The 25,051-nt window shown below is 69.7% G+C and carries 18 protein-coding genes; 6 read left to right on the forward strand and 12 right to left on the reverse strand.

What is annotated here, in order from left to right; genetic code table 11:
• The first annotated feature begins 149 nt into the window (after nt 1-149).
• The 4 genes from ACSFA0_RS02745 to ACSFA0_RS02760 all read left to right on the forward strand — a co-directional run bounded on the left by ACSFA0_RS02745 (nt 150) and on the right by ACSFA0_RS02760 (nt 7,792).
• Nucleotides 150-1,430, forward strand: a complete 1,281-nt coding sequence (locus tag ACSFA0_RS02745) for an efflux RND transporter periplasmic adaptor subunit (RefSeq protein ID WP_435448708.1) — start codon at nt 150-152, stop codon at nt 1,428-1,430.
• Between the two features lie 9 nt (nt 1,431-1,439).
• Entirely contained in the window at nt 1,440-4,613 is a 3,174-nt protein-coding gene (locus ACSFA0_RS02750; RefSeq protein WP_435448709.1) for an efflux RND transporter permease subunit, read from the forward strand.
• Complete coding sequence (locus ACSFA0_RS02755) at nt 4,613-6,088, forward strand: efflux transporter outer membrane subunit (RefSeq protein WP_435448710.1); 1,476 nt, start codon at nt 4,613-4,615, stop codon at nt 6,086-6,088. Before ACSFA0_RS02750 ends, ACSFA0_RS02755 begins: the two co-directional genes overlap by 1 nt.
• 81 nt (nt 6,089-6,169) lie before the next feature.
• Complete coding sequence (locus ACSFA0_RS02760; RefSeq protein WP_435448711.1) at nt 6,170-7,792, forward strand: MFS transporter; 1,623 nt, start codon at nt 6,170-6,172, stop codon at nt 7,790-7,792.
• 117 nt (nt 7,793-7,909) lie between these two features.
• Here the strand turns inward: ACSFA0_RS02760 and otnI are convergent, their stop codons facing one another.
• From otnI to mltA, 10 genes are all read right to left on the reverse strand, one after another.
• Nucleotides 7,910-8,725: a 2-oxo-tetronate isomerase gene (otnI, locus tag ACSFA0_RS02765; protein WP_435448712.1), complete on the reverse strand. Its 816-nt coding sequence runs from the start codon at nt 8,723-8,725 to the stop codon at nt 7,910-7,912.
• Nucleotides 8,726-8,748: 23 nt separating this feature from the next.
• Nucleotides 8,749-9,411, reverse strand: a complete 663-nt coding sequence (locus ACSFA0_RS02770) for a class II aldolase/adducin family protein (protein ID WP_435448713.1) — start codon at nt 9,409-9,411, stop codon at nt 8,749-8,751.
• A complete protein-coding gene (otnK, locus tag ACSFA0_RS02775; protein ID WP_435448714.1) occupies nt 9,408-10,679 on the reverse strand; it encodes a 3-oxo-tetronate kinase in 1,272 nt (423 codons plus the stop codon). The genes ACSFA0_RS02770 and otnK overlap by 4 nt, the downstream gene beginning before the upstream one ends.
• Nucleotides 10,676-11,581 carry an L-threonate dehydrogenase gene (gene ltnD, locus ACSFA0_RS02780; RefSeq protein ID WP_435448715.1) on the reverse strand — a complete coding sequence of 302 codons (906 nt, stop codon included), beginning with the start codon at nt 11,579-11,581 and terminating at the stop codon, nt 10,676-10,678. The genes otnK and ltnD overlap by 4 nt, the downstream gene beginning before the upstream one ends.
• Nucleotides 11,582-11,647: 66 nt before the next feature.
• Nucleotides 11,648-13,015 (reverse strand): GntP family transporter, encoded by a 1,368-nt coding sequence (locus tag ACSFA0_RS02785; protein ID WP_435448716.1) that lies wholly within the window; start codon nt 13,013-13,015, stop codon nt 11,648-11,650.
• Nucleotides 13,016-13,182: 167 nt separating this feature from the next.
• Complete coding sequence (locus ACSFA0_RS02790; protein ID WP_435448717.1) at nt 13,183-14,154, reverse strand: Bug family tripartite tricarboxylate transporter substrate binding protein; 972 nt, start codon at nt 14,152-14,154, stop codon at nt 13,183-13,185.
• 127 nt (nt 14,155-14,281) lie between these two features.
• Nucleotides 14,282-15,085 carry a FadR/GntR family transcriptional regulator gene (locus ACSFA0_RS02795; protein WP_435448718.1) on the reverse strand — a complete coding sequence of 268 codons (804 nt, stop codon included), beginning with the start codon at nt 15,083-15,085 and terminating at the stop codon, nt 14,282-14,284.
• 70 nt (nt 15,086-15,155) lie between these two features.
• Nucleotides 15,156-17,804 (reverse strand): alpha-ketoglutarate dehydrogenase, encoded by a 2,649-nt coding sequence (gene mdeB / locus ACSFA0_RS02800; protein WP_435448719.1) that lies wholly within the window; start codon nt 17,802-17,804, stop codon nt 15,156-15,158.
• A 116-nt stretch (nt 17,805-17,920) separates the two neighbouring features.
• Nucleotides 17,921-20,128: a PhoX family protein gene (locus tag ACSFA0_RS02805; protein WP_435448720.1), complete on the reverse strand. Its 2,208-nt coding sequence runs from the start codon at nt 20,126-20,128 to the stop codon at nt 17,921-17,923.
• A 138-nt stretch (nt 20,129-20,266) separates the two neighbouring features.
• Complete coding sequence (gene mltA / locus ACSFA0_RS02810) at nt 20,267-21,403, reverse strand: murein transglycosylase A (protein WP_435448721.1); 1,137 nt, start codon at nt 21,401-21,403, stop codon at nt 20,267-20,269.
• Between mltA and ACSFA0_RS02815 the strand changes: the two genes are divergently transcribed.
• The gene (locus ACSFA0_RS02815; protein WP_435448722.1) at nt 21,402-21,557 is read left to right on the forward strand and encodes a hypothetical protein; all 156 of its coding nucleotides are present in this window, start codon (nt 21,402-21,404) and stop codon (nt 21,555-21,557) included. The genes mltA and ACSFA0_RS02815 overlap by 2 nt on opposite strands.
• A 108-nt stretch (nt 21,558-21,665) precedes the next feature.
• Nucleotides 21,666-22,313 carry a YiaD family glycine zipper/OmpA-like lipoprotein gene (locus ACSFA0_RS02820; RefSeq protein WP_435448723.1) on the forward strand — a complete coding sequence of 216 codons (648 nt, stop codon included), beginning with the start codon at nt 21,666-21,668 and terminating at the stop codon, nt 22,311-22,313.
• A gap of 24 nt (nt 22,314-22,337) precedes the next feature.
• Here the strand turns inward: ACSFA0_RS02820 and ACSFA0_RS02825 are convergent, their stop codons facing one another.
• Both ACSFA0_RS02825 and ACSFA0_RS02830 read right to left on the reverse strand, forming a co-directional pair.
• Nucleotides 22,338-22,964 carry a response regulator transcription factor gene (locus ACSFA0_RS02825; RefSeq protein WP_435448724.1) on the reverse strand — a complete coding sequence of 209 codons (627 nt, stop codon included), beginning with the start codon at nt 22,962-22,964 and terminating at the stop codon, nt 22,338-22,340.
• A gap of 6 nt (nt 22,965-22,970) precedes the next feature.
• Nucleotides 22,971-24,989, reverse strand: coding sequence for a sensor histidine kinase (locus ACSFA0_RS02830; RefSeq protein ID WP_435450879.1), 2,019 nt, complete (start codon nt 24,987-24,989; stop codon nt 22,971-22,973).
• Between the last annotated feature and the right edge of the window lie 62 nt (nt 24,990-25,051).

Here is a 25,051-nt window from a genome sequence, read left to right on the forward strand (position 1 = left end):
CTGATCCGGGTGGCATCGCCTTTGCGTACGCACATGCAGGCCTGAAAATGTGAAGTTCTGTAAAGCAGGGCTTGTTTCGGCCCACAGCGTGAACCAGTCGCGTCCGCTCGTTTCACACTTTCGCCTGCCTCCCACAACCACCGGCCTTCATGTCACACCCTGCCCGCCTTGCGCCGCCATCCCCCGCCTTCCGTGGCCTTCACATCGGACTCGCCTTGGGGTTGGCGGCAGCATTCACCGTCGCGGGGTGCTCCCGCAGCGAGCCGGCCGCCAAGGGCCCAGCGCAGCCGCAGGTGAAAGACGTGGGCGTGGTGACGATCAAGCCCGAGCGGCTGACCTTCAGCACCGAGCTGTCGGGCCGCACCGTGGCGCCGGTGATCGCCGAGATCCGGCCGCAGGTGGGCGGCATCGTCCAGAAGCGGCTGTTCGCCGAGGGCTCCCAGGTCAAGGAAGGCCAGGCGCTGTACCAGCTCGACCCGGCGCCGTTCCAGGCGGCCTATGCCAGCGCCCAGGCCAACGTTCGCAAGGCCGAATCGACGCTCGCCAACGCGCGCACCATCGCCAGGCGCAATGCCGAGCTGGTGAAGATCGACGCGATCAGCCAGCAGGCGAACGAGCAGACCCAGGCGACCGCCCTGCAGGCCGAGGCGGACGTGGCCGTGGCGCGCGCGGCCGAGCAGACGGCGCGCATCAACCTGGGCTACACGCGCATCAATTCCCCGATCACCGGCTGGGTCGAACTCTCGACCGTCACGCCCGGCGCGCTGGTCACCGCCAACCAGGCGACGGCGCTCACCACCGTGCAGCAGCTCGATCCGGTGTACGTGCATGTCACGCAGTCCAGCGCCGACCTGCTGCGCCTCAAGCGCGACCTGGCCGAAGGCCGCCTGCAACGCGGCAACGCCAACGAAGCGCCCATCAAGCTGCTGCTGGAAGACGGCTCGGTCTACCCGCACCCGGGCAAGCTGACCTTCGCGGGCGTCACGGTCGACGCTGGCACCGGCAGCGTGACGCTGCGCGCGGTCATGCCCAACCCCGACCGCCTGCTGATGCCCGGCATGTACGTGCGCGCGGTGCTGCAGGAAGGCGTGAACGAGGCGGCGCTGCTGATCCCGCAGCAGGCCGTAACGCGCACGCCCGACGGTGCTGCGACCACGCTGGTCGTGGGTGCCGACGACAAGCTGGTGCGGCGGCCGATCGTCGTCGGCCGCGCCGTGACGAACCGCTGGCAGGTGCTCAGCGGCCTGCAGGCCGGCGAGCGCGTGCTGGTCGAGGGCTCGCAGCGCGCCCGCGTGGGCGACACGGTGCGCGCCTCGGAGGTCACGCCGCCGGCGGCGACCCCGGGCGGTGCGACCCCGAAGTCGCCCAACGGTGCGGCCGGTGCGCCCGGCCCAGTGGCAAGCGCCGGCCCCGCGGCCACCCTGCGCTGAGGACCGACGATGGCCCAGTTCTTCATCGACCGCCCCATCTTCGCGTGGGTGCTGTCCATCATCGTCATGCTCGCGGGCCTGATGGCGATCCGCACGCTGCCGCTGGAGCAGTACCCGGACATCGCGCCGCCGCGCGTGTCCATCGTCTCGACCTACACCGGCGCGTCCGCCAAGACGGTGGAGGACTCGGTCACGCAGGTGATCGAGCAGCAGCTCACCGGCATCGACAACCTGCTCTACATGCAGGGCACGAGCAACTCGTCGGGCGTCTCGCGCATCCAGCTGACCTTCGCGCCCGGCACCAACGTCGACATCGCGCAGATGCAGGTGCAGAACAAGCTGCAGCCCGCCATGGCCCGGCTGCCCCAGCAGGTGCAGACCCGCGGCGTGTTCGTCATCAAGGGGGGCAACGACTTCCTGATGATCGTCTCGTTGTCCTCGGCCGACGGCAGCGCCAGCGCGGTGGACGTGGGCGACTACATCAGGAGCAACCTGGTCGACGTGGTCAGCCGCATCGACGGCGTCGGCGAAGTGCAGACGCTGGGCACCGGCTATGCGATGCGCATCTGGCTCGACCCCGACAAGCTGCGCAAGTACGCGCTGATGCCCTCGGACGTGAACAGCGCCCTGCAGGCGCAGAACGCCCAGGTGTCGGCCGGCCAGCTGGGTGCGCTGCCGGCCACGTCGCAGCAGCAGCTCAACGCCACCATCACCGCGCGCAGCAAGCTGCGCACCGTCGAGCAGTTCGGCAACGTGGTACTGCGCGCCACTCCCGACGGCGCGGTGGTGCGGCTGCGCGATGTGTCGCGCATCGAGCTCGGCGCGGAGAACCTGACGGTGCGCTCGGTGCGCGGCGGCAAGCCCGGCGCCGGCCTGGGCATCGTGCTGGCCGACGGCGCCAACGCGGTGCAGGTGGCGGAGAAGGTGAACGCCAAGATCGCCGAGTTGCAGCCCTTCTTCCCGAACCAGCTCGAGACCTTCGTGAGCTACGACACCACGCCCTTCGTGAGTGCGTCGATCGAGGAGGTCGTGAAGGCGCTGGCCGAAGCGATGCTGCTGGTCGTGCTGGTGATGTACATCTTCCTGCAGAACTTCCGCGCCACGCTGATCCCCGCGGTGGCGGTGCCGGTGGTGCTGCTGGGCACCTTCGGCGTGCTGTCGGCCTTCGGCTATTCGATCAACACGCTGACGATGTTCGCGATGGTGCTGGCCATCGGCCTGCTGGTGGACGACGCCATCGTGGTGGTCGAGAACGTCGAGCGCGTGATGAGCGAAGAGGGCCTGTCGCCCAAGGAGGCCACGAAGAAGTCGATGGCCGAGATCACGCCGGCGCTGGTCGGCATCGCGCTGGTGCTGTCGGCGGTGTTCATCCCGATGGCCTTCTTCGGCGGCTCGACCGGCGTGATCTACCGCCAGTTCTCCATCACCATCGTCTCGGCCATGGTGCTGTCGGTGCTGGTGGCGCTCACGCTGACGCCCGCCATGTGCGCCACCATGCTCAAGCCGGTGCCAAAAGGCGCGCACTCACCACACGGCGCACCGCGCAAGGGCCTGTTCGGCTATGTCGACCGCTTCTTCGCGGGCTTCAACAAGCGCTTCGACCGCAGTGCCGACCGCTACACCGGCATCGTCGGCGGCATCGTGCGGCGGAGCAAACGCAGCCTGCTGGTCTACCTCGGCATCTGCGCGGTGATGGCCGTCATGTTCATGCGCCTGCCCACCTCCTTCCTGCCCGACGAAGACCAGGGCTTCGTGCAGGTGCAGATCACGCTGCCGCCGGGCTCGTCGAACGCGCGGCTGCAACCGGTCGTCCAGCAGGTGCAGGATTACTTCCTGAAGCAGCCCGAGGTCGTGACCATCAACGTGCTCATCGGCCAGAACGGCGACCAGAGTTCGGCGCGCGCCTTCGTGAAGCTCAAGGACTGGGCCGACCGGCCGGGCAGGGAGCATTCCGCCGCCGCGGTGGCGCGCCGCGGCAGCAAGGACCTGGCCGCCGTGCGCGACGCGCGCATCTTCGTCGTGCTGCCGCCAGCGGTGCGTGGCCTGGGCGCCAACGCCGGCTTCAACTTCTTCCTCAAGGACCAGAATGCGCTGGGCCACGACGCGTTGCTGAAGGCACGCGACCAGGCCCAGCAGCTGATGAACCAGCGCCCCGAGCTGGCGAACGTGCGCAGCAACAACCTGGAAGACACGCCCGAATTCGCCGTCGACATCGACGACGCCAAGGCCGGCGCGCTGAGCCTCACCACGAGCGCCATCGACAGCACGCTGTCGACCGCGATGGGCGGCACCTACGTCAACGACTTCCTGAACAACGGCCGCGTGAAGCGCGTCTACATGCAGGGCGACACGCCCTTCCGCATGCTGCCCGCCGACATCGGCCGCTGGAGCGTGCGCAACACGCTCGGCCAGATGGTGCCCTTCACCGCCTTCTCGACCACGCGCTGGACCTATGGCTCGCCGCAGCTCATCCGCTACAACGGTGCCCCGGCGTACGAGTTCGTCGGCGACGCGGCACCGGGCGTGAGTTCGGGCGCGGCGATGCTGGCGGTCGAGGAGGTGATGAAGGAGATGCCCGCGGGCATCGGCTACGAGTTCTCGGGCGCGTCCTACCAGGAGCGGCTGTCGGGCGCGCAGGCGCCGATGCTCTACGCCATCTCGATCCTCTTCGTGTTCCTGTGCCTGGCCGCGCTCTACGAGAGCTGGTCGGTGCCCTTCTCCGTCATCCTGGTGGTGCCGCTGGGCGTGGTGGGGGCGCTGCTCTTCACCTCGACGCGTGGGTTGAGCAACGACGTGTACTTCCAGGTCGGCCTGCTGACCACCGTGGGGCTGTCGTCGAAGAACGCCATCCTGATCGTCGAGTTTGCCAAGCAGCTGCAGGAGCAGGGCAAGAGCGTGATCGACGCGACGCTGGAAGCGGTGCGCCTGCGGCTGCGGCCCATCCTGATGACCTCGCTGGCCTTCGGCTTCGGCGTGCTTCCGCTGGCCATCGGCACCGGTGCGGGCGCCGGCGGCCGTCAGTCGATCGGCACCGCGGTGCTGGGCGGCATGGTGGTCGGCACCGCACTGGGCATCTTCTTCGTGCCGTTGTTCTTCGTGCTGATCCGCAGCTTCGTGGAACGGCGCCGCAGCAAACGGGCGCCTACGGCGCCCGTGCCGGCCATCGAGCAAGGGAGCCACTGATGCGCGCGCACCGCGGCGTTCGCCGTTCGCTTCTTTCGCTGGCCGTCCCGGTCGCTCTGCTGTCGGGCTGCGTCAACCTTGCGCCGAGCTACACCCAGCCGGCCGCGCCGGTGCCTGCGGCCTGGGCGTCGGCACCCGTCGGCACCGCCGCGGCGACGCCCGCCGCGCGCGACCTGGGCTGGCGCGACTTCTTCGTCGACGCACGGTTGCGCGGCGTGGTCGAGCTCACGCTCGCCAACAACCGCGACCTGCGCGTGGCGGCGCTCAACATCGAGCGTGCGCGTTCGCAGTTCGGCGTCACGCGCGCGAGCGCGTTCCCGTCGGTGGGCCTGGGTGCGGGCGGCAGCCGCGCCCGCACGCCCGGCAGCGTGTCGGCCAGTGGGCAGGCGCGCCTCGCGACGCAGTACAACGTGAACCTGGGGCTCACGAGCTACGAGCTCGACCTGTTCGGCCGCGTGAGCAACCTGAGCGACGCCGCACTCGAAAGCTTCTTCGCCACCGAGGACGCGCGCCGTAGCACCCAGCTGAGCCTGGTGGCCGAGGTCGCCACCGCCTGGCTGGTGCTGGCGACCGACCAGCAGCGCCTGCAATTGGCGCGCGACACGCTGGCGACGCGGCAAAAGTCCTACGACCTGATCAAGCGCAGCTACGACCTGGGCGCGCAGTCGGGCCTGGCCCTGGCGCAGGCGCAGACCACCGTCGACACTGCGCGCGCCGACGCAGCCGCCTTCGACAGCCAGGTCGAGCAGAGCCGCAACGCGCTGAACCTGCTGGCCGGCACCACCGTGCCCGCCGAACTGCTGCCGCCGCCGATGGCCGCGATGGCGCAGGCGCCCGCCGCGCAACTGCTCGCGCCGCCGGCCGAGCTGCCGTCGTCGGTGCTGCAGCAGCGGCCCGACGTGCTGGCCGCCGAACATGCGCTTCGCGCCAGCAATGCCAACATCGGCGCCGCGCGTGCGGCCTTCTACCCGCGCATCACGCTCACCGGCTCGGCCGGTACCGCGAGCAGCAGCCTGTCGGGCCTGTTCGCGGACGGCAGCGCGGCCTGGAACTTCGCGCCGTCGATCAGCCTGCCGATCTTCGATGGCGGCATCAACCGCGCCAACCTGGGCGTGGCCGAGGCGCAGCAGCAGATCCAGTTGTCGAGCTACGAGAAGACGCTGCAGGTCGCCTTCCGCGAAGTGGCCGACGCCCTCGCCGCGCGGCGCACGCTGGGCGAGCGCCTGGCCGCACAGCAGTCGCTGGTGGCCGCCACGACGCGCGCCTTTGAACTGTCCGACGCGCTCTTCCGCAGCGGCGGCTCGGCTTTCCTCGACGTGCTCGACGCGCAGCGCGCGCTGTACACCGCGCAGCAGTCGCTCATCAGCCTGCAGCTGACCGAGCAGGCCAACCGCCTCACGCTCTACAAGGCGCTGGGCGGCGGCTGGCGCGAGACGACGGAACAGGCGGCGCTGCCGGCTGCGAGCGGCGGGTAGGTGGAGCGATTGGTCGGGGCGCGGCGCCCCGGCGGGCCATGGCGCATCGCCCGGGCGGCGATCCAAGGACAATAGCCCTCGATGCCCCCCATCTCCCCCGACGATTCCCCCATCCCGCCGATGCGCGCCACGCCCGCGCGCATCGGGCCCTTCGCCCCGCTGAAGCTGCCCGTCTTTCGCATGCTGTGGAGCACCTGGCTGCTCGCGAACATCTGCATGTGGATGAACGACGTGGCGGCGGCGTGGATGATGACCACGCTGACCACCACGCCGCTGTGGGTGGCGCTGGTGCAGTCGGCGTCGACACTGCCGGTGTTCCTGCTGGGCTTGCCCAGCGGGGCGTTGGCCGACATCCTCGATCGGCGCCGCTGGCTGATGGCCACGCAGTTCTGGCTGGCGGGCGTGGCGATCGTGCTGTGTGCGGCGGTGGCGATGGACATGATGACCGCGCCGCTGCTGCTGATCCTCACCTTCTTCAACGGCATCGGCCTGGCGTTGCGCTGGCCTGTGTTCTCCGCGATCGTGCCGGAGCTGGTGCCGCGACCGCAGCTGCCGGCGGCGCTCGGGCTCAACGGCATCGCGATGAATGCGTCGCGCATCATCGGCCCGCTGGTGGCGGGTGCGCTGATCGCCAGCGCCGGCAGCCTGTGGGTCTTCGTGCTCAACGCGGTGATGTCGGTGGCGTCAGGCTTCATCGTGCTGCGCTGGCGGCGCGAGCACACGCCCAACCCGCTGGGCCGCGAGAAGCTGGTGAGCGCGATGCGCGTGGGCGTCCAGTTCGTGCGCCAGTCGCTGCGCATGCGCGCGGTGCTCACGCGCATCTCGATCTTCTTTTTGCATTCGACCGCGCTGCTCGCGCTGCTGCCGTTGCTGGCACGCGGGCTCGAAGGCGGCGGTGCCGGCACCTTCACGCTGCTGCTGGCGGCGATGGGCTCAGGCGCCATCGGCGCGGTGCTGGTGATGCCGCGGTTGCGCCAGGCCTACGTGCGCGACCAGCTGGTGCTGCGCGGCGCGCTGCTGCAGTCGGCGGCGACGGCGGTGATGGCCGTGGCGCCCAACACCTGGGTGGCGGTGCCGGCGATGTTCCTGGGCGGCGCGGCGTGGATCACGGTGGCCAATTCGCTGTCGGTGTCGGCGCAGCTCGCGCTGCCCGACTGGGTGCGCGCGCGCGGCATGTCGATGTTCCAGATGTCGATCATGGGCGCGAGTGCTTTCGGCGCGGCGCTGTGGGGGCACATCGCCACGGTGAGCTCGCTGCAGGCCAGCCTCTTGATCGCGTCGGTGACCGGCGTGCTGATGATGGGCGCCGCGCTGCGCTATGTGCTCGACGGCGGCGTCGACGACGACGTGAGCCCCGCCGCGCCCGGCTGGGCCGACGCACCGCCGCATGCGCCGCCGGGCGAAGGCCGCCTGATCATCAACGTCGAGTACCTCATCGACCCGGCGCGCGCTGCCGCCTTCCACGTCGTGATGCAGCAGACGCGGCGCACGCGGCTGAGCGAAGGCGCGATCGGTTGGGAACTGCTGCACGACATCGCCGAGCCCGGCCGCTATGTCGAGCAGATCATCGACGAGTCGTGGACCGGCCACCTGCGCCGCTTCCACCGCGCGACCGCCGCCGACCTGGCGCTGCGCGAGCGCCGGCTGGCCTTTCACCTGGGCGACGGGCCGCCGGTGGTGACGCGCTACGTCGTCAGGCGCTGAGATAGAGCCCACCCCCGAAACGGCGCACTTCGTGTCGCCGTCTCCCCCTCAAGGGGGCGATACCAGCGGCCCGGCAAAGCCGGTTCCGCGGTATCCCTGGCATCTGGCCGCGCCGGTTTATCGGCTGCGGGCCGCGCGCAGCCAGCCGAGCCCGTCCGACGTGCCATTGGGCACCGCACCGCGCGCCGGCCGGTACTCGCCGCCGACCCAGCCGTCCCAGCCGCATTGCGCCGACACCTCGTCGATCACCTTGAACAGGTAGGGGTGGTTCAGCTCGCCGATGTCGGGCTCGTGCCGCTCGGGCACGCCGGCGATCTGGATGTGGCCCACGCGGCCGGTCGGCAGGTACTTGCGGATCTTCATCGCCACGTCGCCTTCGACGATCTGGCAGTGGTACAGGTCGAACTGCACCTTGAGGTTGGGCGCACCGATGGCCTCGACGATGGCGTGCGCCTCGTCCTGCCGGTTGAGGAAGAAGCCCGGGATGTCGCGCGTGTTGATCGGTTCGATCAGCAGGTCGCGCCCGGCCTTCGCGGCCTCGCCCGCGGCCCAGCGCAGGTTCTCGACATAGGTCGACTTGGCCGTTTCGCGCGGCAGGCTGGCGGGCAGCAGGCCGGCCATCACATGGACGCGCGGGCAGTCGAGCGCCACCGCGTACTCCAGTGCCTTGGCGATGCCGTCGCGGAACTCGTTCTCGCGCCCCGGCAGGCAGGCCAGGCCGCGTTCGCCGCCGTCCCAGTTGCCGGGCGGCGCGTTGAAGAGCACCTGCTTCAGGCCGTTGGCCTTCAGCCTTGCCGCGATTTCTGCGGCGGGGAAGGCATAGGGGAACAGGTACTCGACGCCGTCGAAGCCGTCCTTGGCAGCGGCGTCGAAGCGGTCGAGGAATTCGAGCTCGGGGTAGAGCATCGAGAGATTGGCGGCAAAGCGGGGCATGGTGTTTTCTGGAAAGGTGTGGGTTACCAGCGCGCGCCGAAGGTGCGGCGCAGGTCGTCGATGGCGTCTTCGCCGAGCGGCGCGGGTTCGGTGGCGGACATCAGGCGCAGGCGCGCCGTCTCCTCGAGTTCTTCGAGCACGGCCATCGCCGCGGCCGGCGTGTCGTGCCACACGTTGGGGCCGAGGCGCGCGAGCATCACGGCACGGATCGGCGTGCCCGCGTCGCCATACCGCGTGATCGCCGCGGCCACGGCATCGGCGGCTTCCGTCGCGCCAGGCCGGTGGTACGGGATCACCGGCACATGGCCGACCTTCATCACGAAGTAGGGCGTCAGCGCGCCCAGCAGTTCGTCGCCAGTCGGCCGCAGCGTGAGGCCGACGCAGTGCGTGCTGTGCGTGTGGATGACGCAGGCCGTGCCCGTGTCGAAGCGCCGCGCCGCCGCATAGATGCGGGTGTGCAGCGCGATGGTCTTGCTGGCGCGGTCGCCGCCGGTCTGCACGCCGCTCGCATCGAGGCGCGCCAAGCGTGCCGGGTCGAGGAAGCCCAGGCACGCGTCCGTCGGCGTGATGAGGAAGCCGTCGTCCAGCCGCACGCTGATGTTGCCGGCGGTGGCATGCACGTAGCCGCGCTCGAACAGGCTGCGCCCGACGCGGCAGACCTCGTCGCGGGCCTCGTTCTCCTTCATGCGAGGACCTTGAAGGCCTTGGTGAAGAAGTCGTCGGCCCCGAAGTTGCCGGACTTCAGCGTGAGGTGCACGCCCGCACCATCGGCAGCCTCGGCCAGCGCATGGCACCACGGCACGCCGGGGTCGATCTGCGGGCCGATCTGCATCTGCGTGACGCCCAGCGCCTGCACACAGGCGCCCGAGGTTTCGCCACCGGCCACCACCAGTTGGCGCACGCCCAGCGCGACCAGGCCGCGCGCGATGGCGGCGATGGTGCGCTCGACCATCGCACCGGCTTCTTCCACGCCCAGTCGGCCCTGCACCGACTTCACGGCGCTGGTCTCGGCCGTGGAGTAGACGAGCACGGGGCCGTCCTTGAGCAGCGGTGCGGCCCAGGCCAACGCCTCGGCCGCGACGTCGATGCCTGAGGCAATGCGCAGCGGGTCGATCGCCATCGCCGGTCGGCCGCTCTGGATGAAGTTCATCACCTGGCGGTTGGTCGCGATCGAGCAGCTGCCCGAGACGACCGCCGTCAGTCCTTCGGCCGCCGGCAGCGCGCTCGCCTGCGACGAGGGCGCGATGCCGAAGTTGGCCGGCAGCCCGATCGCCACGCCCGAGCCGGCCGTCACCAGCGGCATCGCCGCCAGCGCCGGGCCGAGGCGCAGCAGGTCGTCGTTCGACACGGCGTCGACCACCGCCATGGCCACGCCCGCGGCGCGCAGTTCGGCAATGCGTTCGCGCACCGCGTCGGCGCCGCGCGCCACCACCGTGTGGTCGATCAGCCCGACCTGGCGTTGGGTCTGCGCCTGCAGCACCCGCACCAGGTTCGGGTCGGTCATCGGCGTGAGCGGATGGTTCTGCATGCCGCTCTCGTTGAGCAGCACGTCGCCGACGAACAGGTAGCCCTTGAACACGGTGCGCTTGTTGTCCGGGAAGGCCGGCGTCGCAATGGTGAAGTCGCTGCCCAGCGCGTCCATCAGCGCCTCGGTCACGGGGCCGATGTTGCCGGCGGCCGTGCTGTCGAAGGTCGAGCAGTACTTGAAGTAGATCTGCTGCGCGCCCTGCGCCTGCAGCCAGGTCAGCGCGTCGAGCGACTGCGCGATGGCCTCGGCCGGCGCGATGGTGCGCGACTTGAGTGCAACGACGACAGCGTCGACATCGGCCGCGAGCGGCCCACTCGGCACGCCGATGGTCTGCACCACGCGCATGCCGGCGCGCACCAGGTTGTTGGCGAGATCGGTCGCGCCGGTGAAGTCGTCGGCGATGCAGCCGAGCACGATCTTGCTCATGCGGCGCCGTCCTTCTTCTTGGGCAGTTCGATGCCCGGGAAGATCTTGATGACGGCGCTGTCGTCTTCCTTCGCGAAGCCGGCGGTCGAGGCCTGCATGAACATCTGGTGCGCGGTCGATGCGAGCGGCAGCGGAAACTTCGTGGCGCGTGCGGTGTCGAGCACCAGGCCCAGGTCCTTCACGAAGATGTCGACGGCCGACAGTGGCGTGTAGTCGGCGGCCAGCACATGCGCCATGCGGTTCTCGAACATCCAGCTGTTGCCGGCGCTGTTCGTGATCACCTCGTAAAGCGCGGCAGCGTCCACGCCTTCGCGCAGGCCCAGCGCCATCGCTTCGGCCGCGGCGGCGATGTGCACGCCGGCCAGCAGCTGGTTGATGATCTTCACCTTGCTGCCCGCGCCGGCACCGTCGCCCAGGCGGTAGACCTTGCCGGCCATCGCGTCGAGCACGGCGTCGGCCGCGGCGTAGGCGGCGGGCTTGGCCGAGGTCATCATCGTCATCTGGCCCGACGCGGCTTTGGCAGCGCCGCCGGAGATGGGGCCGTCGACGTAGTTCACGCCCTGTTCGGCCAGGCGGGCTTCGAGTGCGATCGACCAGTTCGGGTCGACCGTCGAGCACATCACGAAGGTGCTGCCGGCCGGCATGGCGGCAGCGGCGCCGTTCTCGCCGAACAGCACCGACTCGGTCTGCGCCGCGTTCACCACCACCGACACCAGCACCGGGCAGGCGGCGGCCAGGGCGGCAGGCGATGCGCAGGCGACGCCGCCTTCTTGTGCGAAGGCGTCCGCCGCGCCGGGGCGGACGTCGCACACGTGCACGTTGAAACCGTTGGTGCGCAGGGTCTTGGCAATGCCCAGGCCCATGGCGCCGAGCCCGATCACGCCGACATTTTTGGAGGTCATGCTGGATTGTTTCTCTGGAAGGGGGAAGAAGGAAGGATCACGGTGGGCGCCGCGGGAAAACCCCGGTCAGGCGACCAGCGCCCACAGGGCCGCGGTCATCAGGAAGCCGGCCACGCCGAGCACGGTGGTCAGCACCGTCCAGCTGCGCAGGCCGTCGGCCACGCTCAGGCCGAGGTAGCGGGTCACGATCCAGAAGCCGGAGTCGTTGACGTGCGACAGGCCCAGGCCGCCGAAGCCGATGGCCACCGCCAGCAACGCGACCTGCACGGCGCTGTAGCCACCCGCCACGACCGCCTCGGCCAGCAGGCCGGCGGTGGTCAGGATGGCGACGGTCGCCGAGCCCTGCGCGGCGCGCAGCGCCAGCGAGATGACGAAGGCCGCGAGGATCAGCGGCAGGTGCGCCGCCGTGATGCTCTGCGACAGCGCCGCGCCGATGCCGGTGGCCGTCAGCACCTTGGCGAACACGCCGCCCGCGCCGGTGACCAGGATCACGGTGGCGGCCGGCGGCAGCGCCGATTCCATGACTTCGTTGGTATGGGTCTTCGACCAGCCCTGGCGCTTGGCGATCATCACGAAGGCCAGGCCGATGGCGACCATCAGCGCGAAGATCGGCGAGCCGATGAAGCCCAGCACGCCGCGCAGCGGGTCGCCCTTGGGCAGCAGCGTGGCGCCGGTGGTGCCGGCCATGATGAGCAGCAGCGGCACGACGATGAGGGTGAGCACCACGCCCACGCCCGGGGCCTGCAGCTTCTGGCGGGCCGATGCGTCGGCGCCGGCATCGAAGGCCGCGAATTGCTCTGCCGTGGTCGGCAGCATGGCGTAGCGCTTGCGGTTGAGCCAGGAAGAGACGAACTGCGACAGCACCGCCAGCACCAGGCAGATGCCCAGGCCGATCAGCGTGATCCAGCCGATGTCGGCCTTCAGCACGGCGGCGCCGCCCACGATGCCCGGGTGCGGCGGCACCACCACGTGGGTGGCCAGCATGATGCCCGCCACCGGCAGGCCGAACTTCACCGGGTCGACCTTCGCCGCCTTGCAGAAGCCGTAAATGATCGGCACCAGGATGATGAAGCCCACGTCGAAGAAGACGGGGATCGACAGCACCAGGGCCGCCGCGGTCAGCGCCGCCGGCACCCGCGTCGGGCCCAGGAGCTCGGTGAAACGGTGGGCCATGCTGCCCGCGCCGCCCGACACCTCGATCATCCGGCCCAGCATCGCGCCCAGCGCCACCAGGATCGCGACCGAGCCGAGCGTGCCGCCCATGCCGCTGATGAGCGTGGGAATGATGTCCGCGATCGGCAGGCCGGCCGCGAGCGCGACCAGGAAGCTCACCAGCATCATGGCCACGAAGGCGTGGACCTGGAAACGAATGATCAGCAGGAGCAGCAGCGCGATGCCGGCGGCTGCAATACCGAGAAGGGCAGGAGTGGACATGGTGACGAGGAGAGTGAAGTTGTCTGGGTGACGGACGTGCCGTCACAGCAGGGCGCGTCGCACCCTGCAATGACCGCATTATCGTCTGTTGATATGGTCATCATACGACTTTGGTTTGCAAGACCCGCGGAATGGGCCTGTGCAGTGCGCCGCGCAGACGCCTCCGCTCAGTCGAGCTGGATCTTGGCGAAGCTGGCGACCTTCTTCCACTGGGCCGCGTCGGTCGCGAGAAATCGGCGGAAAGCCTGGCTGTCCATCGGCGCCGATGCAGCGCCCTGGCGGGCCATCGTCGCGACCACTTCCGGGTCGCTCGCGATACCGGCGACCAGTCGTTCGAGCTGCGCCAGCACCGGGGCGGGCAGGCCCGCAGGCGCTGCGAGGCCGAACCATGCACTCACCTCGAAGCCGGGGACGCCGGCCTCGATCATGGTGGGCACGCCCGGCAAGGCGGCACTGCGCTGAGGCGTGGTCACCGCCAGGGCTTTCAGGCGGCCGGCCTGGATCTGCCCGATGGCCGACGGGAGGTTGTCGAACATCATGTCCACCTCGCCCGCCAGCAGGGCCGTGACAGCCGACGCCGCGCCGCGGTAGGGAATGTGCGTCAGAAAGGCGCCGGTGCTGCTCTTGTACAGCTCGGCGCTCAGATGCAGCGAGGTGCCGTTGCCGTTCGATGCGTAGTTCAATTTGCCGGGCTGCGCCTTCGCCCGTGCGGTGAGGTCGGCCACCGACGCGATGCCGCTCGACGGGTTGACCAGCAGCACGTTGGGCACGCGCCCGAGGAGCGCGACCGGCGCAATCTGCGTCGGCTGGTAGGGCAGCGAGGTGTAGACCGCCGGGCTGATCGTCAGCGGTGGCGACGCCATCAGCAGCGTGTAGCCGTCGGGCGCGGCACGGGCCACTTCCGCGGCACCGATGTTGCCGCCGGCCCCGGGCTTGTTGTCCACCACCACCGCCTGGCCGAGCGCCTGGCCAAGACGCGGCGCGATCAGGCGGGCCATGTTGTCGATCAGCCCACCAGGCGGGAAAGGCACGACCAGCCGGAGCGGGCGGGTGGGCCATGCCGCCTGCGCGACTGCCAGCGGTGCGATTCCAAGGGCGGCCAGGCCAGCAGTGGCCAGAACAAGCTTTCTGCGATGCATCGGTCTCTTTCCTTCATCGGCGTGGCGTCGGTCCTGGCGACCGAACGCACCACCTGTACATATGTTGATATGGTCATCATATGAATCAGGACGGCCCACAGCTATGCTCGTTAGCCCTCGGTCCGGCTCAACCCGGGGTGTCGGGCGCAGCGACTTCCGGTGAGAGCCCGCGCATCAAGGCGCGTGCCAGGACCGAGCCCTCCTGCTGCCAGAACGCCGGGTCTGCTTCTTCGATGCGGCGGATCGCGTTGTTCATGTGGCCGAAGGCCACCGCGCGCGCCGCCGCGGCGTCGCCGGACTCGATCGCCACCAGGATCGCGTCGTGCTCTTCCCGCACCTCGCGCGCGAAGTCGCCCCGCCGCGCCTCGTTCGCGCGGGTCACCCGCGTCGCGCCGTACAGAAAGCGGCCAAGGTACTGCAGCGTGCTGAGCAGAAAAGGGTTCCTGGCAGCGTCGGCGATGGCGCGGTGAAAGGCGACGTCTTCCATCACCCCGTCGCCGCCCGCTTCGACGGCGCGCTCGAGGGCGGCGATGGCGTCGCGGATGCGGCGCAGGTCTTCCGGCGTTCTGCGCTGCGCCGCGAGACCGGCGACTTCGGCCTCGAGCGCGCGGCGCACCTCGACCATCTGCACCACCGCCTCCTTCGACACCGCGTAGCTCGCATCGAAACTCAAGGGGGGGATGCTGGGCTCCAGCACATAGACGCCGCTGCCCTGTCGCGCGTCGACCAGGCCGATCGACTTCAACCGCGAGACCGCCTCGCGCACGACCGTGCGACTCACGCCGAACTGCTCGACCAGTTCAGGCTCCGTCGGGAGCTTGTCGCCCGCCCGCAGGCGGCCGGAGCGGATCTCGGCGGCCAGGGCTTCGGCCACCCGCTCCGACAGCCGGGCAGCCGGCGCCATCGTCGGAAACGACGGGGCGGTCGTCATGCGAACCTTGCTGAATTCATACGATGACTCTATCGCATCGAACGCGCGATGCTTCCCGCCGAGCGGGCGTTCAGCGCATCGCGTGCTTCGCCGCGCGCACGATGCTCGCCGCATCCACGCCGAAGAAGTCGCGCAGCGCGGCGCGCGTGTCGCTGCGGCCGAAGCCATCGGTGCCCAGCGTGAGGTAGCGCCGGCCCTCGGGCAGAAAGGCGCGCACGCTCTCCGGCACGGCGCGGACGTAGTCGGTGGCGGCGACGATGGGGCCGCTCGACGCGCCGAGTTGCTGCGCGATGAAGGGCGTGCCGCCGTCGTCGCCGTTCAGGGCGCGCGCTTCGCACGCCTGCCCGTCGCGCGCGAGTTCGCTCCAGCTGGTCACGCTGATCACCTGGGCGGCGATGCCTTCGATCGCAAGCTGCTGCGCGGCCTTGACGACTTCGGTGAGGATCGCGCCCGAGCCCATCAGCGTGACCTGCGTCTCGCCCGCGGTGGACGATGCATCGCGCCAGCCCTCGTAGCGCCAGCAACCGCGCAGGATGTCCGCGGCGGCCTCGGTCGGCACGTCCGGCTGCGCGTAGTTCTCGTTCATCAGCGTCACGTAATAGAACACGTCGTGCTGCTCGACCATCATTTCGCGGATGCCCGCATCGACGATCACCGCCATCTCGCCCGCGAAGCCGGGGTCGTAGGCCTTGCAGTTCGGGATGGTCGCGGCCACCAGGTGGCTGCTGCCGTCCTGGTGCTGCAGCCCTTCGCCGCCGAGCGTGGTGCGGCCCGACGTGGCGCCGAGCAAAAAGCCCCTTGCCCGCTGGTCGGCCGCGGCCCAGATCGCGTCGCCCACGCGCTGGAAGCCGAACATCGAGTAGTAGATGTAGAAGGGCAGCATCGCCAGCCCGTGCACGCTGTAACTGGTGGCCGCGGCCGTCCAGCTCGCGATGGCGCCGGCTTCGCTGATGCCTTCTTCCAGGATCTGCCCGTCGGTCGCTTCGCGGTAGCTGAGGATCGAGTCGATGTCCTCCGGCGAATAGCGCTGGCCCACGCTCGAGTAGATGCCGACCTGCTTGAACAGGTTGGCCATGCCGAAGGTGCGCGCCTCGTCGGCCACGATCGGCACCACGCGGGGCCCCAGCGTCGCGTCCTTCATCAGGTTGCCGAGCATGCGCACGAAGGCCATGGTCGTGCTCATCTCCTTGCCGGCCGCGGCGACGGCGAACTGCGCGTAGGCGGCGAGTTCGGGCTTTGCGACCACGTCGCAGGCCGTCTCGCGCCGCGGCATCGACCCACCGAGTGCCGCGCGGTGTTGCTTCAGGTAGCGCATCTCCACGCTGTCCTCGGCCGGCTTGTAGAACGCGAGCGAGGTGGCCTGTTCGTCGCTGAGCGGCAGGTTGAAGCGGTTGCGAAAGCCGATCAGGTCGGCGCTCTCGAACTTCTTGTGCGAGTGCGTGGTCATCTTGCCCTGGCCTGCCGCGCCCATGCCGTAGCCCTTCTTGGTGTGGGCGAGGATGACCGTCGGCTGGCCGACGTGTGCCGCTGCTGCGGCGTAGGCGGCATGGATCTTCACCAGGTCGTGGCCGCCGCGCTTCAAGCGGTCGATCTGCTCGTCGGTCATGCCCTGCGCGAGGCGCGCGAGCTCCGGGTCCTGGCCGAAGAAGGACTCGCGGTTGAAGCGACCGTCCTTCGCCGCGAAGGTCTGCATCTGGCCGTCGACCGTGTGCGCGAAGGCCCGCGCCAGTGCGCCAGTGGTGTCGCGCGCGAAGAGGCCGTCCCAGTCGCTGCCCCACACCAGCTTGATGACGTTCCATCCGGCGCCGGCGAACAGCTTCTCCAGCTCGTCGATGATGCGGCCGTTGCCGCGCACCGGGCCGTCCAGGCGCTGCAGGTTGCAGTTGACCACCCACACCAGGTTGTCGAGCTTCTCGCGCGCGGCCAGCGTCAGCGCGCTCATCGATTCCGGCTCGTCCATCTCGCCGTCGCCGAACACGCCCCACACTTTTCGGCCGCTGCAATCCTGCAACTTGCGGTCGGTCAGGTACCTCATGAAGCGGGCGTGGTAGATCGAGCTGATCGGCCCGATGCCCATCGAACCGGTCGGGAACTGCCAGAAATCCGGCATCAGGTACGGGTGCGGGTAGCTCGACAGGCCGCGTGCCCCCGTGCCCTGCGTGAAGGCGGGCGCGGTCAGCTCCTGGCGGTAGTGCGCCAAATCCTCTTCGCTCAACCGGGCTTCGAGAAAGGCCCGCGCATAGACACCTGGCGAGCTGTGCGGTTGGAAAAACACGAGGTCGCCGTGATGCCGGTCGTTGCGGGCATGGAAGAAGTGGTTGAAGCCGACCTCGAACAGGTCCGCGGCGCTCGCATAGCTGGCGATGTGGCCGCCGAGTTCGCCGTACGCCTGGTTGGCGCGCACGACCATCGCGAGCGCGTTCCAGCGCATCAGCGAGGCGAGCCGCTCCTCGATGGCGAGGTCGCCGGGGAAGGCCGGTTGCTGGTCGACCGCGATGGTGTTGACGTACGGCGTCGCCAGCTCGGGTTGCCAGCCGATGCGCCGCTCTCGCGCGACGCGGGCGAGTTCGTCGAGCATCTGCCGCGCGCGCTCGGTGCCGTGCGTTTGCACCAGCGCCTCGAAGGCGTCGCGCCATTCGGCGGTTTCCTGCGGGTCGGGGTCGGTCGCTGCGGGGTCGAGCAGCGCATGCATCTGGTAAGCGGAGATCGGAGCGTTCATGCAGGCACTGTAGGCCGCTGCGCGCCGAACACAAAACGGCGCTGCCGCTGACTCGGGGCGAGGCAGCGGCAGCGCGGGGGCAAGGCCCGGCCTGCGGGCCGGGCGGGGTGCGTCGATCAGAGGCCGATCAGGCCACCGTCGTTCCGCGTGATCACGACCGTGGCCGAGCGCGGGCGCGACGTGCCGCCGTCCGGCCAATGGCTGCCGAAGTTGGCGGGCGTGCCGATGGCACTGCCAGCCGTGCCTTCACCCGGATGCTGGATGTTGACGAACAGCGCACGGCCGTCGCCCGATTCGGCGATACCGGTGATCTCGCAGTCCTTCGGTCCGACCAGGAAGCGGCGCAGGCCGTCGGTGCCCGGCGCCTTGCCGACGATCGTGGCTTGCGTCGCGGTGGTGGCGCCGCTGATGTTGGTGATCGTCTTCGCGCCGCCGTCGCCGACCTTGCCCGGAAGCGCGGCCAGCATCATGCAGTTGGTGACGTCCGTGTAAGCGCCGTCGTCGGTCTGCAGCCACAGCAGGCCGGGTGCCGCTTCGCTGAACCACAGGCCGTCGGGGCTGGAGAAGTCGTTGTCGGCACCCAGCTGCGACACGTTGATGTCGGCCGATGCCGTCGAGCGCGCGCCGAAGAGGTACACGTCCCACTTGAAGCTGAGCGCCGCCGGGTTGGCGTTGTCGTCGGCGAAGCGAACGATGTGACCGTTCGGGTTGCCGCCGTAGAAGCGCGGGTTGGCGGCGTCCGTCGCGTTGATCGGGCGCGACGCGGCATTGGTGTTGGTCAGCGTGACGTACACCTCGCCCGTCTTCGGGTTGACGGCCGTCCATTCTGGGCGGTCCATCTTGGTGGCGCCGGCGGCGTCGGCCGCCAGGCGGGTGTTCACCAGCACGTCGGCGGCATCGGCGAAAGCGTAGGTCGTGTTGGCGGCGGTGATGCCGTTCACGCCGAGCTTGATCTCGAGCCAGGCACCGGTGCCGTCGGCGTTGAACTTCGCCACGTAGAGGCGGCCGTCGTCCATGTACTTGTCGCCGGCGGCCAGGCCACCGCCGATGTCGGCCGCGTCCCAGTTCTTGGTCGAGACGAACTTGTAGATGTACTCGTTGCGCGAGTCGTCGCCCATGTACCAGACCAGCGGCTTGCCAACCACGACCGGGCCGAGGCAGGCGCCTTCATGGCCGAAGCGGCCGAGCGCGGTGCGCTTCTTCGGCGTCGACAGCGCGTCGAACGGATCGATCTCGACGACCCAGCCGTAGGTGTTGGCGCCGTTGCGGTAATCGGCGAGGGCGTTGGCGCCGAGCACTTCGGTGTTCCAGCGGCCGTACAGGTCGTCGGAGGTGTCGGGCGTCACGGTGGCCCACAGTTCACGGCCGGTGCCGGCCACGCCGTAGCGCGCGAAGGAGGTCAGCTCCTTGGCCGTGCGGTTGGCGTTGTCCGTGGACGTGACGCGGCGGAAGTAACCCGCCCAGTTCTCTTCGCAGGTCAGGTAGGTGCCCCAAGGCGTGGTGCCGTTGGCGCAGTTGTTGACCGTGCCACGCGTCATGCTGCCGTCGGTCGAGTACTTCGTCTTCACATAGTCGGTCTTGGCGACCGGACCGGAGAGCGTCATTTCCGTCAGCGTGTGCACGCGGCGGTTGAAGCCCGACGTCTGCTTGTAGCTCCACTTGTTGGCGCTCTTGCTCACCTCGATCACGCTCACGCCGTGCAGGTAGAACTCGCGCAGCACTTCGTCGGGCACGGTGCGCACGCCGCCGGCAGCGGTCTGACCCGTGGGGTGTAGGAACAGCGGCGTGATGGCCTCGTGGTTCATCACCAGCAGGCCGCGGTCGGTGGCGGTGTGGCTCCACTTGCCGTTGGCATCCACGCCGAAGAAGGTCATGCCGTCGTGGTGGTCGCCGGCACGGCGGTCGTAGGTGGCGGCAGCGTCGGTGCCGTCGTTCTTGTATGCGGACACGCCCGTCGCGATCGGGTCGCCCAGGCGATACAGGACGCTGGCGGTGTAGCCGGCCGGCACGGTGACCACGTCGTCGAGGCTCTTGGGCACGGCGCTGAAGTTGAGCTTCTGCGGGGCTGGCACGGGGGCCGGTGCCGGTGCGGGGGCCGGCGCTGGGGCTGGTGCGGGCGCAGGCGCTGCGACGCTGTCGTTGCCGCCGCCGCCGCCGCAGGCGGTCAGCAGGGCGGCGCCGGCCGTGCCCACGCTCAAACCGAACAGTTTGCGGCGGCTCAGGCGCGCAGCGATCAGGTCATTGAATTCGGGATTTTTCGTTGTGTTGTAGCCGATGTCGTCGGGATCGATCGCGGTCGGTGCGCTCGGGGTCTTGCTGGTCATGTGGACTGTCTTTCGTGGGTTGAACGGAGTCAACCCGCGACGGTAGGCACTGAAGATGACGCGTGCGCTAAAGACTCATGTCAGTTCCATGACATGGGCTTCGACACCTCGATCCGCGACGACTCAGGGAGCCGATGCCTACCGCGGCCACAGCGCCCACAGCCGCAACGGCTGGTTCACCGTCGCCGCCAGCCTGCCCGCTTCCGGGCCCGTGCCCGCGAAGTAGTCGGCCCGCACCGCACCGACGATGGCGCTGCCGGTGTCTTGCGCGACGACCAGCTTCTGCAGCGCCACCGTCGGCCCCGGCGAGGCGAGCCAGACCGGCGTGCCGTAGGGGATGCTCTCGCGGTCGACCGCGATCGAGCGCCCGGCCGTCAGCGGCACGCCCTGCGCGCCGCGCGGGCCGAAGGCGGCGTCGACTTCGTTGAGGGCCTCTTCGCGGAAGAACACGTAGCGCGGGTTGCTCCACATCAGCTGCGGCACCCGTTGCGGGTTCTGGGCGACCCAGGCCTTGGTGTCGTCGGGCCAGCGGCTCACGCGCCCCGCGCCCTGGTTGATGAGCCACTGCTGGATGCTGCGATAGGGCTGCTCGTTGGTCGCGGCGAAGGCGACGCGCACGGTGCGCTGGCTGCCGTCGGCTTCGATGAAGCGCAGACGGCCCGAGCCCTGGATGTGCAGCATCATCGCGTCGACCGGGTCGGCCATCCAGGCGATCTCGCGGCCGCGCAGCGCGGCCTGCGCCTCGGGCAGGGTCTCGATCTGCTGGCGCGTGAACCAGGGGCGGCGCGGCACCAGGCCGGCGGGCGGTGCGTAGAGCGGCACGTTGAACTGCGCTGTCGGCTGGCGCGTCGCGTCGTAGATCGGTTCGTAGTAGCTGGTGAGCTGGCCGTCGCTCTGGCCGGTGAGCGATTCCACCCGGTAGGGTTGCAGCCGCTCGGTCATCCACTGGCGTTGCGCGTCGGGCTCGGCGATGGCCAGACGCCGTACCTCCGGGCACAACGGCGCGAAGGCGGCATTCGGGCGGGCGCAGTTGCTCACCATCGCGTCCCAGCCCTCGTGCAGTGCGTCGTCGGCGAAGCCCGGCAGGTCGGACCAGGCCACCGGCACCCAGCGGCTCTTGGGGTGGGTCAGCGGGCCCGTCAGCGGGCCGAGCGCAGGCGGTGGGGTGGTGATGGCGGGTGTGCCGGCGTTGGGCGGCAAGCGTGTGCCGGTCGAGCAGGCGGCCAGCATTGCTACGATCGCCAACCCAACCAGCCTCCGGAGTCCTTGTGTCATGGGCCTGATTCTCCTTGAAGCGCTCGGCGCCCTCGTCCTGCTGGTGTTCATCGTGTGGTGGACCATGTTTTCGGGTCGCAAGCGCGGCGAGATCGACGAGCCACCCGTGAAGGAAGCCCCAGACGGCTCGCGGGACGACGGCCCTCGCGGGTGAATGCTGACGTGACGCGGCGCGGCCGGTGGCCATAATCCGCCGACGTTCCGCAGCTACGGCGCCTCGGCGCCGATGCGGCCTACTTCCGATCCATCGAAGGGAATCCTCATGAAAAAACTCGTCCTCTCCACCGCCGCCCTGGCCGTCCTGCTCACCGGCTGTGCCGGTGGCATGTCCGACACGCAGCGCAACACCGGCATCGGTGCGGGCGCCGGCGCACTGGGCGGCGCAGCCATCGGCGCCATGACGGGCGGCCGGGCCGGCACGGGTGCCGTGATCGGTGCGGGCGTGGGCGCCCTCGGTGGCTACCTGTGGTCGCAACGCATGGAAAACCAGAAGCGCGAGATGGAAGCCGCCACGCGCGGCACTGGCATCGGCGTGACGCAGACGGCCAACAACGAGCTGAAGCTGGCGATCCCGAGCGACGTGTCCTTCGACACCGGCCGTTCCGCCATCAAGCCGAACTTCGCGCCGATCCTGAACCAGTTCGCCAACGGCCTGCGCAACAACCCGAACGCCGAAGTGCGCATCATCGGCCACACCGACAGCACGGGCACCGACGCGATCAACAACCCGCTGTCGGTCGACCGCGCCGCCAGCACGCGCGATTACCTGATTGCCCGTGGCGTGCCGTCGTCGGCCTTCCGCATCGAAGGTCGCGGTTCGCGCGAGCCGGTGGCCGACAACGGCAGCGATGCCGGTCGCGCACAGAACCGCCGCGTCGAGATCTACGTAGGCGAGCGCCCGCAAGGCTGATCGCGCACAACGCTCGGAGGGCGCTCAGAGCCCTCTGAGCACGTTGGCCAGTTCCACGGCCGACTTCACAGCCATCTTCTCGAACACGCGCGCGCGGTGGACCTCTACCGTGCGCACGCTGATCGCCAGCTGATCGGCGATCAGCTTGTTCGGCAATCCCTCGACCACCAGCCGCATCACATCGCGCTCGCGATCCGTGAGCTCGCCGATGTGCGCGCGCAGCACGTTGCGCGCAGCTTCGGCTTCCACCGCGCGCAGCGACACGCCCAATGCCTTCTCGATGCGGTCGACCAGTGCGTTGTCCGAGAACGGCTTCTCGCAGAAGTCGAAAGCACCGCGCTTGACGGCATCAACGGCGGTCGGCACGTCGGCGTGGCCGGTGAGGAAGATCACTGGCATGGTGTCGAGCAGGCCGCGTTCGGCCAGGCGGTCGAAGAGCACCAGCCCGCTGGTGCCGGGCATGCGCACGTCCAGCAGCAGCACGCGCGGCTGCGGCGGCAGCGACTGGCTGTCGAGGTAGGCCTCGAAGGCTTCGGCGCTGCCGAAATGCTCACTGGCCAGACGACGCGAACGCAGCAGCCAGGCCAGCGCCTCGCGCACATGCGCGTCGTCGTCCACGATGAAGATCAGGCCGTCGATGAGGGGTTGCATGGGATGTCAGGCGATCGGTAATGTGAAGCGGAAGACGGTGCCGCGGGGCTGGTGAGGCTCGTGCATCAGCACGCCGCCGTGCTGCTCGACCACGGTGCGGCACAGGCTCAGGCCGAGCCCCATGCCATCGGCGCGCGTCGTGAAGAAGGGGGTGAACAGGCGTGCGGCCACGTCGGGGCTGATGCCGCTGCCGATGTCCGCCACCGAGAACTCGAGCCACTGGCGGGTGTCGGCCGGCGCATCCGACGCGCCGATACCACCCGCGCGTGCCACGTGCAAGGTCAGCACGCGGGGGCGCAATTCCGGCATGTCCATGGCCTGCATCGCATTGCGGGCGAGGTTGAGCAACACCTGTTCGACCAGCGTTCGGTCGCACAGCACGGCGGGCAACGCGTCGGCCAGCACCAGGTCGATGCGCACGCCGAGCTTGCGGGCCTGCAGGCGCACCAGCGGCAGCACCGCGTCGATCAGCGCCTGCGGCGCCACCGGCTCGCGGGTGCGGTCGCGTCGCCGCACGAAGTCGTGCACGCTGCGGATCACCTGGCCGGCGCGGTCGGCTTGTTCAGCGATGCGCCGCACCGCCATGGCGACTTCGGCACCGTCGCCTTTCGCGCCGTGCAGCAGGTTCAGCGAGCCGCTCGCATAGCTGGCGATGGCGGCCAGCGGCTGCGTCAACTCGTGGCTCAGCAGCGAGGCCATCTCGCCGACGGTGGCGAGCCGGGCACTGGCCTGCAAGCGCTCCTGCGTGGCGCGCGACAGTTCTTCGACACGGCGCTGCTCGCTCACGTCGATGAAGGCGCTCATCCAGCCGGTCTGCACGCCATGCGCGTTGATCAGCGGTGCTTCGAAGATGAGCACCGGGAAGCGCGAGCCGTCCTTGTGCATGAAGACCGACTCGAAGCCTTCGCGCGGCGGCAGGCCGCCCGACAGGCGGTGCGTCTGGCGCTTCTGGTACTCGTGGGCGAGCTCGGTCGGCCAGTAGGGTGCTTCGCCGGTGCCGGCCTGGATCAGTTCGTCGGCGCTGAAGCCGACCATCTCGCAGAAGGCCGGGTTGACGTAGGTGATGCGACCCTGCAGGTCGCGTGCGCGCAGGCCGGTGATGACGGAGTCTTCCATCGCCTTGCGGAAGGCCAGCGCATCGGCCAGTTCGTTCTCGGCGCGCAGCCGGCGTCGCGTGTCGCGCGCCAGCAGCACCAGCACCGACACCAGCGCGATCGAGATGGCCGTGACCAGCCCGGTCAGCAGGTTGGGAAACACATCGGGCGCGGCGCGCCAGCCGTCGACCCGCAGCACCAGCGCCGCGCCGGGCAGGTCGATCAGCTGCTGCGTGCTGAACACGCGGCTGCCGCTGCGGCGTGCGGTGCCGACCGACGCGAGCCGTGTGCCGTCGGGCTCGGTCAGCGACACCTCCTGCCCGCGCCGCAGCGTGGGCGCGACCAGCTCGATCAGCACGTCGCGCAGCGTGTACGTGGCGATCAGGTAGTCACCGCCCTCGGTCGGTACGCACAGCTCCATCACCTCGATGCCACCGCTGTCGGGCAGCGCGACATAGTGGCTCGGCGAGTACGCGGCGCCTTCGGCCTTGCGGGCCGAGGCGCAGGCGAGTGCGACGTCGGACTGCGCGCCGACGCGGCTGTCGTCGTCGAAGTGGCGCACGCGGTAGGGCGTGTCGGCGGCGGCCACCGTGCGCAGCGCGCGGTCGCGCCATTCGAGGCGCAGCCACTCGCGGTGACCGCGCATCAGCGCCGTCGACTCGGTCGCCCAGCGCTCGGCGTCGAGGCCGGCGGCCTGCAGCGCATGCAGGCTCTGCACGTTGCGCTGCAGCCCGACACGCAGATCGGCGGCGGCGTCGGCCGTGTCGCGGTCGAGCGCGGCCTGTACCTGTTCGGCCTCGTGCCGGCCTGCCAGCCACACGACGGTGACCAGCAGCGCCGACACCAGCACCGCCAGTAGCACCCACAGAAACCAGCGCTGCCACACCGAGCGCAGGCTCAGAAAGGCCTGCCCGCCGACGCGGATCGCCAGCCGCGTGGCGAGGTTCTCGCGTGGCGGGGCCTTGGGCGATGTATCGAAGGGTGGCGCGGACA

This window comes from Variovorax restrictus, assembly GCF_051216715.1.
Lineage (GTDB): Bacteria > Pseudomonadota > Gammaproteobacteria > Burkholderiales > Burkholderiaceae_C > Variovorax.

Excerpts from the sequence above, each read along its gene's own strand:
- ACSFA0_RS02745 (WP_435448708.1), top strand. The coding sequence starts at position 150 with ATGTCACACCCTGCCCGCCTTGCGCCGCCATCCCCCGCCTTCCGTGGC.
- ACSFA0_RS02750 (WP_435448709.1), top strand. The coding sequence starts at position 1,440 with ATGGCCCAGTTCTTCATCGACCGCCCCATCTTCGCGTGGGTGCTGTCC.
- ACSFA0_RS02755 (WP_435448710.1), top strand. The coding sequence starts at position 4,613 with ATGCGCGCGCACCGCGGCGTTCGCCGTTCGCTTCTTTCGCTGGCCGTC.
- ACSFA0_RS02760 (WP_435448711.1), top strand. The coding sequence starts at position 6,170 with ATGCCCCCCATCTCCCCCGACGATTCCCCCATCCCGCCGATGCGCGCC.
- otnI (WP_435448712.1), bottom strand. The coding sequence starts at position 8,725 with ATGCCCCGCTTTGCCGCCAATCTCTCGATGCTCTACCCCGAGCTCGAA.
- ACSFA0_RS02770 (WP_435448713.1), bottom strand. The coding sequence starts at position 9,411 with ATGAAGGAGAACGAGGCCCGCGACGAGGTCTGCCGCGTCGGGCGCAGC.
- otnK (WP_435448714.1), bottom strand. The coding sequence starts at position 10,679 with ATGAGCAAGATCGTGCTCGGCTGCATCGCCGACGACTTCACCGGCGCG.
- ltnD (WP_435448715.1), bottom strand. The coding sequence starts at position 11,581 with ATGACCTCCAAAAATGTCGGCGTGATCGGGCTCGGCGCCATGGGCCTG.
- ACSFA0_RS02785 (WP_435448716.1), bottom strand. The coding sequence starts at position 13,015 with ATGTCCACTCCTGCCCTTCTCGGTATTGCAGCCGCCGGCATCGCGCTG.
- ACSFA0_RS02790 (WP_435448717.1), bottom strand. The coding sequence starts at position 14,154 with ATGCATCGCAGAAAGCTTGTTCTGGCCACTGCTGGCCTGGCCGCCCTT.
- ACSFA0_RS02795 (WP_435448718.1), bottom strand. The coding sequence starts at position 15,085 with ATGACGACCGCCCCGTCGTTTCCGACGATGGCGCCGGCTGCCCGGCTG.
- mdeB (WP_435448719.1), bottom strand. The coding sequence starts at position 17,804 with ATGAACGCTCCGATCTCCGCTTACCAGATGCATGCGCTGCTCGACCCC.
- ACSFA0_RS02805 (WP_435448720.1), bottom strand. The coding sequence starts at position 20,128 with ATGACCAGCAAGACCCCGAGCGCACCGACCGCGATCGATCCCGACGAC.
- ACSFA0_RS02815 (WP_435448722.1), top strand. The coding sequence starts at position 21,402 with ATGGGCCTGATTCTCCTTGAAGCGCTCGGCGCCCTCGTCCTGCTGGTG.
- mltA (WP_435448721.1), bottom strand. The coding sequence starts at position 21,403 with ATGACACAAGGACTCCGGAGGCTGGTTGGGTTGGCGATCGTAGCAATG.
- ACSFA0_RS02820 (WP_435448723.1), top strand. The coding sequence starts at position 21,666 with ATGAAAAAACTCGTCCTCTCCACCGCCGCCCTGGCCGTCCTGCTCACC.
- ACSFA0_RS02825 (WP_435448724.1), bottom strand. The coding sequence starts at position 22,964 with ATGCAACCCCTCATCGACGGCCTGATCTTCATCGTGGACGACGACGCG.